The sequence below is a fragment of the Bacillus sp. KS1 genome (genome assembly GCF_020075515.1).
GTDB classification, from domain to species: domain Bacteria; phylum Bacillota; class Bacilli; order Bacillales; family Bacillaceae; genus Bacillus; species Bacillus velezensis.
The window spans coordinates 1-11692 of sequence record NZ_JACAWW010000019.1; the positions used below are offsets into that span (position 1 = coordinate 1).

The window sequence follows — 11692 nt, forward strand, 5'->3', positions numbered from 1 at the left end:
AGGAATACCCAAGTCTGGCTGAAGGGATCGGTCTTGAAAACCGACAGGGGTGTCAAAGCCCGCGGGGGTTCGAATCCCTCTTCCTCCGCCATATCTAATTTAATTATCATCGCGGGGTGGAGCAGTTCGGTAGCTCGTCGGGCTCATAACCCGAAGGTCGCAGGTTCAAATCCTGCCCCCGCAACCAAAAAATGGTCCGGTAGTTCAGTTGGTTAGAATGCCTGCCTGTCACGCAGGAGGTCGCGGGTTCGAGTCCCGTCCGGACCGCCATTTATAACAAGGCTCGGTAGCTCAGTTGGTAGAGCAACGGACTGAAAATCCGTGTGTCGGCGGTTCGATTCCGTCCCGAGCCACCATTTAATTTAATATTGTTTTGGCGGTTGTGGCGAAGTGGTTAACGCACCAGATTGTGGCTCTGGCACTCGTGGGTTCGATTCCCATCAATCGCCCCAAACAACATGCGGGTGTAGTTTAGTGGTAAAACCTCAGCCTTCCAAGCTGATGTCGTGGGTTCGATTCCCATCACCCGCTCCATTTTTATATTGTCATGGGCCTGTAGCTCAGCTGGTTAGAGCGCACGCCTGATAAGCGTGAGGTCGGTGGTTCGAGTCCACTCAGGCCCACCATGATGATTTTTCCACAGTAGCTCAGTGGTAGAGCTATCGGCTGTTAACCGATCGGTCGCAGGTTCGAATCCTGCCTGTGGAGCCATATGGAGAAGTACTCAAGTGGCTGAAGAGGCGCCCCTGCTAAGGGTGTAGGTCGTGTAAGCGGCGCGAGGGTTCAAATCCCTCCTTCTCCGCCATAAGGCCCGTTGGTCAAGCGGTTAAGACACCGCCCTTTCACGGCGGTAACACGGGTTCGAATCCCGTACGGGTCATTAAAAAAACCTTGCATAGTATGCAAGGTTTTTTATTATGCGTTCATAGCGTAAATGGTAAAAGACAGGTATGTGGCAAAAGCGCTCCATAATAAATAAGGAACCAGAAGCCAGGCTGAAGCTTTACTGTATTTACCGGCAATGAGCAACAGAATGAGTGTTGTCACCGCCACAAGCAGGCAATCGATAGATGCAGCAAGCAAATTTTTCTGTGTGAATTGAAAATAGCTGAACCCTTGATTCACGATATAATTGATGAGAAGCATCACCCAAAAAGCTTTGGATTCTTTACATGAAAACTTTGCGTATATCAAGGCTGCTGAGAGCGAAATAAGCGCAAACAAAACCGCCCATATGATGCCGATCACTGATCTGCTCGGCGTCCAGTCAGGTTTTTGCAGCGCGTCGTACCATTCCCGGTCGATGGGAAAGAGAAACCCCGCTAAAGAAAACAAGACATATGTAATGATAAATACAATAATCGCACCGATATACTTCTTTTTCATTTGTTCCCTCCGTCATTCAATGTCAATACATTAGTTCCCTTTTTGGGAATATTAAACCTTTTAAAAGGTTCATGCACCATTAAGTGTATGAGTTTTCAGTGTGAAAATGCAGCAAACCATTTATTTGTATTCAAAAACCCCGGCAGGCCGGGGTTTTAATCAGCATGAAGATCGCCAAAGGGCGTCATTATTCCTTCTTCGTCCAGTTCCTGTTCATATTTTTCGTGTGCTTTGCTTGGATACACGGAAATGTTTTTTCCGGTAATATCTGTCGCGATAAAGTTTTCATAATCCTCAGCATAGCCGATGTTTTCTTCGGAGTTCATTGTCATATCCCCATAGCTGAGCGGAGGATCCTCTAAATCCTGAGGCGTTTCTGAGTTTCCGTATTCCTCAACATCCTGATAAGCATCTTCACTATCGTAAGCCGCCCGGATTGATTCATCATCATCAAATTCAAACTGTCCGAACGGTGTTTCCTCTTCAATAGGCCTGTCTTTGGAAACGGCATCCTGCGAGGAATATTCCGCCAATGTCGTAGCCGTCGGCAGAGCTTCGAGTCTGTCATAAGGAATGTCCTTGCCGCTGACTTCACATGTGCCGTATGTGCCGTTTTCAATTTGTTTCAGAGAGTAATCAATGTCGCGAAGGTGCTCCCGTTCATGGTCGAGCAGAGCCAGGTCTTTTTCCCGCTCGTATAATTCGGTCGCCTGATCGCCGGGATGATTGTCATAGGAAGACAATTCGCCGGATGACTGATACGGGAATTCATCAGTTAACTGAAATTGATCATTTTCTTTAAAGCGGCTCAAAATATCATGTCTGGCTTCTTCCAATTCTTTTTTTAAGTGTGTGATCTGTTCGTTTGTAAGCACATCAATCCCTCGTTTCTATGTGATGCTTACTGTTAGTATGAACGCTTTTGCGCAGAAAAATGGTGGATAAAAATAGTCATTTTCCCATGAGGAAGTAAAAGAATACAGTGATTGCCGAGAGTGGGGAAAGAAAATTCAAGTTTGTTTCTTTATTCATTTGCGCAAAAAGGTTTATAATAAGAAATGCAGGCATTTTGTCGTGCTCAAATCTGTGTGTTTGACACAAAGTCATCACAGGTGTATTGTATTAAAAGCATTTAACGGATTATGGAGGAATGTCTCATGGTGACAACGGTGCAGCATACGTTCCGAGAGGAAGCAGATCATGCATTACATAAAGCCAAACAAGTCAACCATGCTGTCTTATTGAGCTATTCAAGACGTATTGCGTCTTTAGACCCTCTATCATTTTTCAAAGACGGAGCAAAAAAATATAAAGGCAAACGATTTTTTTGGTCAGAACCCGGTAGTGAATTAACAATAGTCGGTCTTGGCACAGAAGCGCTGTTCCAATCGAATGAAAAAAATGGAAAGCGTTATCACGACGTTTTTGAACAATGGGAGCGCTTTAAAAAGACGGCTTTTCATATTCATGAAGAAGAGGCGGCGCATACCGCGGTCGGCCCTGTCTTATTCGGCGGTTTTTCATTTAATCCCGCTGAAGAGAGAGGAGACGAATGGAACGGGTTCGAAGAAGGACTGTTCTTTATCCCCTCAATCATGCTGACAAAGACGGCAGATGGTGATTATTTAACCGTCAATCAATGGGCGGCAGACGGTAATCAGGCAGAAGATACGCTGAAACGTCTGAAATCTTTTTCGGAAGCTTTTTCAGTTTCTTCAATCGAGTATGAAGAATATCCTGTTTTAACAAAAGCGGAAGAACTTGATGTGGAAAACTGGCTTGAAGCCATTAAAACAGCAACAAATGATATGAAAGCAAATCAATATGATAAAGTCGTGCTGGCAAGGGAAGTCGTTTTGTCATATGATGGGCCTATTCCGACAGAGAGCGTTGTCCGCAAGCTTTTGACGGACCAAACGACAAGCTATGTTTTTGCGATTGAGCAGGGAGATAAATGCTTTGTCGGCGCTTCACCGGAACGGCTGATCAAAAAATCCGGCAAAGACGTTATGTCCACCTGTCTGGCAGGTTCAATTAAGCGCGGAGAAAATCAACAAGAAGATGACCGCCTCGGCAAAGAGCTGCTGCATGACGAAAAAAATCTCGCGGAACATGATTTTGTGGTTCAGATGATACACGATTCTTTCTTGTCGAGCTGCAGCGATGTGAAAAAGCCTGCAGGTCCGCAATTATATAAAACAAAAAGTGTTCAGCATCTATATACACCGATCACAGGCCATCTTAAAACGTCCGCTTCGCTGTTTGATTTAATTGAAAAGCTGCATCCCACACCGGCATTGGGCGGATCTCCCCAGCAGAAAGCTGTTGAAGTTATCGCTGATATTGAACCGATGACACGCGGATGGTACGCGGCTCCAATCGGCTGGATGGACGGCAGGGAAAACGGAGAATTTGTCGTGGCTATCCGATCAGGGCTGATTGAAGGCAAAAATGCGCGGCTTTTCGCAGGCTGCGGCATTGTTGAAGATTCAGATCCGCAATCAGAATATGAAGAAACACAAATTAAACTAAAGCCGATGATCTCTGCTTTAGGAGGTGAAAGGCTTTGACAAACCCGATTACACATTATATCGGAAGCTTTATTGATGAATTCGCTCTATCGGGTGTCACCGACGCAGTTGTTTGCCCGGGATCGAGGTCAACTCCCTTGGCGGTTTTGGCGGCGGCCCACCCGGATATTCAAGTCCATATACAGATTGATGAACGATCCGCAGGTTTTTTCGCGCTCGGTCTTGCAAAAGCCCGCCAGCGTCCGGTCATGCTGATTTGTACGTCAGGAACGGCAGCGGCTAACTTCTATCCGGCCGTGATTGAAGCTCATTATTCAAGAGTGCCTCTTATTGTCCTGACTGCTGATCGGCCTCATGAATTGAGGGAAGTGGGGGCGCCTCAGGCGATTAACCAGCATTTTCTGTTCGGTAACTTTGTTAAGTTTTTCACAGACTCGGCTCTGCCTGAAGAAAATCCTCAAATGCTGAGCTATATCAGAACATTGGCCGGCAGAGCCGTAAGTGAAGCCGGGAAGCGCCCGATGGGGCCAGTCCATATCAATGTGCCGCTCAGAGAGCCTTTGATGCCGGATTTATCAGCCGGACCTTTTGAAAGAATGAGAAAGGGGCGGCACGTCTCAGTCACAACAGGGATTCAGTCAGCTGATCAAGATTCTCTCTGTCATATTACAGAGCGTCTTGCGGGAACCGAAAGAGGTATGATTGTCTGCGGCGAAATTCACGGTGAAGCAGAAAAGCAGCAAATCATCGCGCTTGCCGAGATGCTTCAGTTCCCGATTTTAGCTGACCCGCTTTCAAACCTCCGAAACGGGGAGCATGATAAGACGCTGATTATTGATGCTTATGACTCGTTTTTAAAAGATGAAGAAATAAAAGAGGCGCTGCGTCCGGACGCTGTGATCCGCTTCGGCCCGATGCCGGTTTCCAAACCGCTCTTTTTATGGCTCAGAGATGATCCTGCCATTGAGCAGTTTATCGTCGATGAAGACGGAGGATGGAGAGATCCCACCCAGGCCTGCGCGCATATGATTCATTGCCATCCGTCTGTGTTTTTGGAAGCGGTCCGTTCAGCTGAAACCGGAAAACGGCCGTCCGGATGGCTTGAGAAATGGCAGTTTGTCAATGAGCGGTTCCGGAGTCATTTACAGGCCGCGAGCATGGATGATTTATCTTTTGAAGGAAATGTATATCGTCAGCTTCAGCACCTTGTCCCTGAAGGCAGTTCGATTTTTGTCGGAAACAGCATGCCGATTCGCGACGTGGATACGTTCTTTGAAAAACAAGATCGTTCCTTCCGTGTTTATGCCAACCGCGGCGCTAACGGCATTGACGGGGTTGTCTCCTCGGCTATGGGACTGTGTGAAGGTACAAAAGCTCCTGTCACGCTTGTAATTGGAGATTTATCGTTTTACCATGATTTAAACGGGCTGTTAGCGGCTAAAAAACTTGGAATTCCGCTTACGGTTATTTTAATAAACAATGATGGCGGCGGGATTTTCTCGTTTTTGCCGCAGGCATCTGATAAGACTCATTTTGAAGAACTGTTCGGTACGCCGACGGGCCTTGATTTCCGGCATGCCGCCGCACTGTACGGCGGGACGTATACTTGCCCTGAGACATGGGAAGCATTTAAGGATGCGTATCAGCCGCAGGCGGACAAGCCCGGACTTCATATAATCGAGCTGAAAACAGATCGGACATCAAGAGTTCAATTCCATCGCGATCTGCTGCAGGCCGCAGTGCGGGAAGTGAAAAAAGAATGGAAACTGTAACTGTTAAAACGGCCGACGGCGTGTGCTATCGGGTTGCTGATAGCGGTCACGAATCATCTGAAGCTATTGTTTGTCTGCATGGATTTACGGGCAGCAAAGAATCATGGATGTTTTTACGCGGCATGTTTCCCGGCGAACGAATGGTGATGATTGACTGCCTTGGTCACGGGGAGACAGACGCGCCTGTGCAAGCGGCAAGGTACAGTGCGAGCCGGCAGGTTGCGGACCTTGCCGCCGTTTTTGATCAATTAAAACTTCACAAAGTGAAACTTATTGGTTATTCTATGGGGGGAAGACTTGCGTATTCCTTTGCACAGGCATTTCCGCATCGGGTGTCAGCGTTTGTTTTGGAAAGTACAACCCCGGGCCTGAGCACGCTTCAGGAACGCAAAAAGCGGATTCAGTCAGACCGGAAGCTTGCTGACTTTATATTGCGGGAAGGTATAACATCGTTTGTCGATTATTGGGAGGGCATTCCGTTGTTTGCCTCGCAGCTTTCTCTGCCGGACAGCGTAAAGGCGTCCATCCGTGCCGGCAGGCTGAAAAATAATCCGTCCGGACTTGCAGGAAGCCTGCTCGGAATGGGGACGGGCTCACAGCCTTCCTGGTGGGAGGCATTACACCGCATCAAGGCGCCCGTCCTGCTCATATGCGGTGAATGGGATGAAAAGTTTTGCGCTATTAATCAAAAGGTGCATAACCTGCTCCCATCAAGTAAAATAGAGGTTGTCAAACAGGCGGGGCACACGGTACATGTGGAACAGCCGCGAATTTTTGGTAAGATAGTAAGTGAGTTTTTATACGGCTTATAAAGCATAAAAAAATAGCTTTTCGGCCGGACTCAGGCAAAAATGAAGGAGGTCATATCAATGGCTGCAGAATGGAAAAGTGAACGTCAGTACGATGAAATCCTGTACGAGACGTATAACGGTATTGCAAAAATAACAATTAACCGCCCGGAGGTACATAACGCATTTACTCCTAAGACGGTATCAGAAATGATTGACGCGTTTGCTCGTGCGCGTGATGACTCCAATATTGGTGTCATCGTTCTTGCGGGAGCGGGAGATAAAGCATTCTGTTCAGGCGGAGACCAAAAAGTCCGCGGTCACGGCGGATATGTCGGAGACGATCAGATCCCTCGTCTGAATGTGCTTGATCTTCAGCGTTTGATCCGTGTTATTCCTAAACCGGTCGTAGCGATGGTATCAGGCTATGCCATCGGCGGAGGACATGTGCTTCATATCGTCTGTGATTTAACGATTGCGGCCGATAACGCGATTTTCGGCCAAACCGGACCGAAAGTGGGAAGCTTTGATGCCGGTTACGGCTCAGGTTACTTGGCGCGTATCGTCGGACATAAGAAAGCCCGTGAAATCTGGTACCTATGCCGTCAATACAACGCGCAGGAAGCGCTCGACATGGGGCTTGTCAATACAGTTGTCCCATTAGAGAAACTTGAAGAGGAAACAATTAAATGGTGTGAAGAAATGCTTGAGAAAAGCCCTACAGCCCTTCGTTTCCTTAAAGCGGCATTTAACGCTGATACAGACGGCCTCGCTGGAATTCAGCAATTTGCAGGAGATGCAACGCTTCTTTATTACACGACTGACGAAGCGAAAGAGGGCCGCGATTCCTTTAAAGAGAAACGCAGTCCCGATTTCGGTCAGTTCCCTCGTTTTCCGTGATCAGATGACACTACGAAACAGCTTGAGCCGCTCTGGTCCAAGCTGTTTTCTTTTCAAAAAAAGTACTTTTACCTCGGAGATGATAACATGCTGACAGAACAGCCGAATTGGCTCATTCAAAGGGCTCAGCTGACACCAGAGAGAATCGCTCTCATATTTGAAAACAAACAGATGACATTCAGAGAATTATATCATGCTTCTAAACAAATGGCCGCGCGGCTGTCCAAATACTGCTCGCTTAAAAAAGGAGACCGCGCTGCGATTTTGCTTTCTAACAGACCGGAAATGGTTTATGCCGTTCACGCCTGCTTCTTATTAGGGGCGGAAGCTGTGCTGTTGAATACGAAGCTCTCAAAACAGGAACGGTTGTTTCAGCTGGAAGATTCACAGGCAAAGCTTTTATTGACAGAGGACGGTTTTTGCCGCAAAGAATATGAATCTGCTGTCGCCACCGCGGACGTGGACGAGCTGCAGGCCAAAGCCGCTGAAGACATGGAGCCGGAAGCTTATGTAACGCTTGATGATACGGCGACTCTTATGTATACATCAGGAACAACGGGAAGGCCGAAGGGGGTGCAGCAGACTTTCGGTAATCATTATTCCAGCGCTGTATCGTCTGCGCTGAATCTGGGGGTCACGGAGCGGGACCGCTGGCTTATTGCGCTGCCGCTGTTTCATATCAGCGGTCTGTCTGCGCTGTTTAAGTCGGTCATTTACGGCATGCCTGTCGTGCTTCATCAAAAATTTTCTGTCACTGATGTGCTTGACAGCATCAGCTCCCATCAGGTCACGATCATTTCAGCGGTGCAGACCATGCTTTCGGGCCTGCTTGCGGAAAGTGAACAATGTCCTGAATCACTGCGCTGCATTTTGCTTGGCGGGGGTCCTGCACCGCTGCCGCTCCTTGAAGAATGCCGCAGGAAACAATTTCCGGTATTCCAATCTTACGGCTTGACTGAAACCTGCTCACAGATTGTCACGCTTTCTCCGGAATTCAGTATGGACAAGCTCGGCTCGGCCGGTAAACCGCTGTTTTCATGCGAAATTAGAATTGAAAAAGACGGAAACCCTTGTGCGCCGTTTGAACACGGTGAAATTACGGTGAAAGGCCCGAATGTAATGAAAGGGTATTACCATCGTGATGACGCAAACCAGGCCGCTTTTCATAATGGATGGTTTAAAACGGGCGATCTTGGCTATTTGGATGATGAAGGGTTTTTATACGTGCTGGACAGGCGGTCGGACCTCATTATTTCAGGCGGAGAGAACATCTACCCGGCAGAAGTGGAAGCGGCGCTGCTTGCCCATCCGGCTGTAGCGGAGGCCGGTGTTTCGGGAGCCGAAGACCCGAAGTGGGGGAAAGTGCCGCATGCTTTTCTCGTGCTGACTTCTTCTGTCAGTTCTGAGGAGTTGACCGCCTTTTGCCGTGAGCGGCTTGCAAAATATAAAATACCGGCTGCTTTTTTCGAGGTTGACGGGCTCCCGCGGAACGCGTCCAATAAACTGATGAGGCATCGGCTGAATGAGCTTCGTAAAGGAGAATTGTCATGATTAAGATTGAAAAAATCACCCTTTATCATGTAAGTATGAGGCTGAAAAAACCGTTTAAAACAAGTATTGAAACGCTGCAGGACCGTAAATTTTTGATCGTGGAAGCGATCGATGAAACCGGGAGAACCGGCTGGGGGGAGGTATCGGCGTTTTCTTCTCCGTGGTATACAGAAGAAACGATTCAGACATGCGCGCATATGCTGAGAGATTTTTTCATCCCGAATATCGTAGGCCGCGAGTTTTTCCATCCGTCAGAAGTGCCTGACAGTCTCGCGCGTTTCAAAGGAAACCGCATGGCAAAAGCGGGGCTTGAATCAGCCGTGTGGGATCTATATGCCAAGAAAAAGGGGATATCTCTCGCAGAAGCCTTAGGGGGCAAAAGAGATAAAGTGCCCGCCGGCGTGGCGGTGGGTCTGGCTTCGGCTGATGAGATGCTTCGGGAAATTGAGCTATACGTAAAAGAAGGTTATCAACGTATAAAAATAAAAATTCAGCCCGGCCATGACGTTGATCTGATCAGAGCCATCCGCAGCCGTTTTCCGAACGTACCGCTGATGGCGGATGCCAACTCGGCATATGAACTGAAAGACATCAGCAGGCTGAAAGAGTTGGATGAATTCCAGCTCATGATGATAGAACAGCCGCTTCAGGCAGATGATATTGTCGATCACCGCCACCTGCAGAAACACTTGAGAACCGCGGTATGCCTTGATGAAAGCATTTGCTCATATGATGACGCGAGGCGGGCGATTGAGCTTGGGAGCTGTAAAATCATTAACATAAAACCGGCGCGTGTAGGAGGCCTGACAGAGGCTTTAAAAATACATGACTTATGCAGAGAGCATCACATGCCGGTTTGGTGCGGCGGAATGTTTGAAACCGGCATTTCGAGAGCGCAGACAGTCGCGCTCGCTTCGCTGCCGCAATTTACGATACCGGGTGACATTTCCTCATCAGACCGATACTGGGAGGAGGATATTGTCACTCCTGATATCCGTATCGAAGAGGGGTTCATCTCTGTTCCGGACGGTCCCGGACTGGGTGTCGGAGTCAATCAGGAAATAATGAGAAAATACGTCACCCAAATGGACGTTTTTACGACAAACAACTGATAAAAAGACATTTCAGCGAGTTGAGCTGCCTGTATGCTGCTGTTATATTGAAACTGTTCATCATCACCCCTTCCCCAGTTTGAACCGGCTGTATCAGCCGGTTTTTTTAATAGCCGAATGCGATGATTTTTTTATTCTTCAAACAGTGTCGGCTTTACATCGCAGGTGTTGCTTTCTGGCTGGGGCAAAGATGTACATCTTGATAAAAAATTCTGTGCTTGTCATGAATGCGATACTGATTGTACCGTCTGCCGCCGCCTATATTTGCCGGCGAACCGCCTTTCTGCCATGCTTCTCATCCGCGCGGTTTTCTCCGGCTCAGGGGCTGATTTCAAAAAGGCTTGCGGCGCGGAAATGAAAAAGAGCTGTATAAAACAGCTCTTTACTTTTATAAATCATGCGGTTTAAAGGTTTTGCAATCCGTTTCTTCACTTTTTTCAGCGGTTTCGCCTGTATGGCTGACCACATAAATAGCGTCGGCCGTGCATTTGTTTCCTCTGCCCCAATATGAACAGTTATTGACTTCACACAGAATTTTTTGGTCCATGCTGGCTCCCCTCCAAGATAAAAGGTACGCCATTAGTATGAGCCGCCCTGATTTTTGTTATTCCTCCTGGCGGATATAACGTCTGTCTTTCATAAAGAGCTTCCAGAAGAAATAAAACCCGGGAAACAAAATGATGAAAGCGACGATATACGTCATAAACAGCGCCCTGAAGGTTGCCGGCTCCGTAAATCCTGACATGACCGTAATATCAGGATAAATCATATAAGGAAGATGCGCCCGTCCGTATGCATAGCTTGCCAGAAAGTATTGAAGCGCAATGGCGATCATGGCGATTCTCGGTTTGCCGAGGTTGCGGCCGAAGCGTTTATTCGGCAAAAACAGGGCCGCGCCGGCAATGATAAATGTAATGACAGACAGAATGAGCCATGTCTTGTCTTTCATCATGCCCGTATACAGCCAGCCGGCTTCAGAGCGTAGTGTCAGCATAATGAAGAAGGCAAAAAGAAGCGACAGCGGCCCTGTTATTAAAGAGCTCCGTCTGTAGATGCGGTACGCATGCTCCTCTTCCGCAACATTTGAAAAATCGGCCAGAAGCAGTGAAGATAAAAATAAAGTGCTTAAAATGGCAAAGCCGATAAACGCATACGCATTAAGGCTTGTAAAGACATTTGCCAAATTCAGGTGATACACGCCGCCCGTCTTATCAATAAATCCTCCGTGTGTGACCGGAAGGACCAAAATCAGCACAGCGGGAATAATGAAGCCCGAAATTCCGGAGATATATCTCATGATTTTTCTTTCCTTCGCCGTATTGGAGAAGACGAGAAAGCCGCTGCGGATGGCTAAAAGCAGTAAAATAATACTCCCCGGGATCAATAAAACGGTTCCCAGCACGAAGGTTGCCCCTGGAAAGAAGCTGAATAGGGCGACAACGATTGCGACGATAAAGACGTTGGTCACTTCCCATGTCGGGGACAAATAACGGTTGGCGATGTTTGTCGCCTTTGTTTGTTCTCTATTTAAATAAATCATCGACCAAAAGCCGGCTCCGAAGTCCATCGTTGCCATGACCGCGTAGATAAACACGAAGCCCCATACGATTGATATCGCAATGAGAGCATCCATGGTAATGTCCATTTCAATT

Annotated in this window: 10 protein-coding genes and 9 tRNA genes; 15 read left to right on the top strand and 4 right to left on the bottom strand. The window is 47.7% G+C overall.

The genetic code is table 11. From position 1 onward, the window contains the following. Positions 1-110 precede the first annotated feature (110 nt). The 9 genes from HWY38_RS13650 (at position 111) to HWY38_RS13690 (ending at position 880) form a co-directional block, all read left to right on the top strand. Positions 111-187 (top strand) — tRNA-Met (locus HWY38_RS13650). A 6-nt stretch (positions 188-193) separates the two neighbouring features. Further along, positions 194-270: transfer RNA gene (locus HWY38_RS13655), tRNA-Asp, on the top strand. A 10-nt stretch (positions 271-280) separates the two neighbouring features. Next, positions 281-356: transfer RNA gene (locus tag HWY38_RS13660), tRNA-Phe, on the top strand. Between the two features lie 20 nt (positions 357-376). After that, a tRNA-His gene (locus HWY38_RS13665) sits at positions 377-452 on the top strand. Between the two features lie 8 nt (positions 453-460). Continuing rightward, positions 461-534: transfer RNA gene (locus tag HWY38_RS13670), tRNA-Gly, on the top strand. A 15-nt stretch (positions 535-549) separates the two neighbouring features. Further along, positions 550-626: transfer RNA gene (locus HWY38_RS13675), tRNA-Ile, on the top strand. Positions 627-636: 10 nt separating this feature from the next. Continuing rightward, positions 637-711, top strand: a tRNA-Asn gene (locus tag HWY38_RS13680). Between the two features lie 3 nt (positions 712-714). Then, positions 715-805: transfer RNA gene (locus tag HWY38_RS13685), tRNA-Ser, on the top strand. Positions 806-808: 3 nt separating this feature from the next. After that, positions 809-880, top strand: a tRNA-Glu gene (locus HWY38_RS13690). Positions 881-915: 35 nt separating this feature from the next. On the opposite strand, the gene HWY38_RS13695 is transcribed toward HWY38_RS13690, so the two are convergent. Beyond that, entirely contained in the window at positions 916-1386 is a 471-nt protein-coding gene (locus HWY38_RS13695) for a TspO/MBR family protein (RefSeq protein ID WP_044801508.1), read from the bottom strand. 155 nt (positions 1387-1541) lie between these two features. Beyond that, a complete protein-coding gene (locus HWY38_RS13700) occupies positions 1542-2261 on the bottom strand; it encodes a TraR/DksA C4-type zinc finger protein (RefSeq protein ID WP_224182036.1) in 720 nt (239 codons plus the stop codon). Positions 2262-2543: 282 nt separating this feature from the next. Here HWY38_RS13700 and HWY38_RS13705 point away from each other — a divergent pair, with 282 nt between their 5' ends. The 6 genes from HWY38_RS13705 (at position 2544) to menC (ending at position 10040) form a co-directional block, all read left to right on the top strand. Next, complete coding sequence (locus HWY38_RS13705; protein WP_224182037.1) at positions 2544-3956, top strand: isochorismate synthase MenF; 1413 nt, start codon at positions 2544-2546, stop codon at positions 3954-3956. Further along, positions 3953-5689, top strand: coding sequence for a 2-succinyl-5-enolpyruvyl-6-hydroxy-3-cyclohexene-1-carboxylic-acid synthase (gene menD / locus HWY38_RS13710; protein ID WP_224182038.1), 1737 nt, complete (start codon positions 3953-3955; stop codon positions 5687-5689). The genes HWY38_RS13705 and menD overlap by 4 nt, the downstream gene beginning before the upstream one ends. Beyond that, positions 5677-6501: a 2-succinyl-6-hydroxy-2,4-cyclohexadiene-1-carboxylate synthase gene (menH, locus tag HWY38_RS13715; RefSeq protein ID WP_224182039.1), complete on the top strand. Its 825-nt coding sequence runs from the start codon at positions 5677-5679 to the stop codon at positions 6499-6501. The genes menD and menH overlap by 13 nt, the downstream gene beginning before the upstream one ends. A 57-nt stretch (positions 6502-6558) precedes the next feature. Continuing rightward, positions 6559-7377: a 1,4-dihydroxy-2-naphthoyl-CoA synthase gene (gene menB, locus HWY38_RS13720; RefSeq protein ID WP_007408846.1), complete on the top strand. Its 819-nt coding sequence runs from the start codon at positions 6559-6561 to the stop codon at positions 7375-7377. A gap of 87 nt (positions 7378-7464) precedes the next feature. After that, entirely contained in the window at positions 7465-8928 is a 1464-nt protein-coding gene (locus HWY38_RS13725; RefSeq protein WP_224182040.1) for an o-succinylbenzoate--CoA ligase, read from the top strand. After that, on the top strand, positions 8925-10040 hold the full coding sequence (menC, locus tag HWY38_RS13730; RefSeq protein WP_224182041.1) for an o-succinylbenzoate synthase: 1116 nt from the start codon (positions 8925-8927) through the stop codon (positions 10038-10040). Before HWY38_RS13725 ends, menC begins: the two co-directional genes overlap by 4 nt. Positions 10041-10428: 388 nt before the next feature. On the opposite strand, the gene HWY38_RS13735 is transcribed toward menC, so the two are convergent. Both HWY38_RS13735 and HWY38_RS13740 read right to left on the bottom strand, forming a co-directional pair. Next, positions 10429-10587, bottom strand: coding sequence for a DUF1540 domain-containing protein (locus tag HWY38_RS13735; RefSeq protein WP_007408842.1), 159 nt, complete (start codon positions 10585-10587; stop codon positions 10429-10431). A 57-nt stretch (positions 10588-10644) separates the two neighbouring features. Beyond that, on the bottom strand, positions 10645-11685 hold the full coding sequence (locus HWY38_RS13740) for a cytochrome d ubiquinol oxidase subunit II (RefSeq protein ID WP_224182042.1): 1041 nt from the start codon (positions 11683-11685) through the stop codon (positions 10645-10647). Positions 11686-11692: the final 7 nt, after the last annotated feature.

Excerpts from the sequence above, each read along its gene's own strand:
- HWY38_RS13695 (WP_044801508.1), bottom strand. The coding sequence starts at position 1,386 with ATGAAAAAGAAGTATATCGGTGCGATTATTGTATTTATCATTACATAT.
- HWY38_RS13705 (WP_224182037.1), top strand. The coding sequence starts at position 2,544 with ATGGTGACAACGGTGCAGCATACGTTCCGAGAGGAAGCAGATCATGCA.
- HWY38_RS13725 (WP_224182040.1), top strand. The coding sequence starts at position 7,465 with ATGCTGACAGAACAGCCGAATTGGCTCATTCAAAGGGCTCAGCTGACA.
- menC (WP_224182041.1), top strand. The coding sequence starts at position 8,925 with ATGATTAAGATTGAAAAAATCACCCTTTATCATGTAAGTATGAGGCTG.
- menH (WP_224182039.1), top strand. The coding sequence starts at position 5,677 with ATGGAAACTGTAACTGTTAAAACGGCCGACGGCGTGTGCTATCGGGTT.
- menB (WP_007408846.1), top strand. The coding sequence starts at position 6,559 with ATGGCTGCAGAATGGAAAAGTGAACGTCAGTACGATGAAATCCTGTAC.
- HWY38_RS13740 (WP_224182042.1), bottom strand. The coding sequence starts at position 11,685 with ATGGACATTACCATGGATGCTCTCATTGCGATATCAATCGTATGGGGC.
- HWY38_RS13735 (WP_007408842.1), bottom strand. The coding sequence starts at position 10,587 with ATGGACCAAAAAATTCTGTGTGAAGTCAATAACTGTTCATATTGGGGC.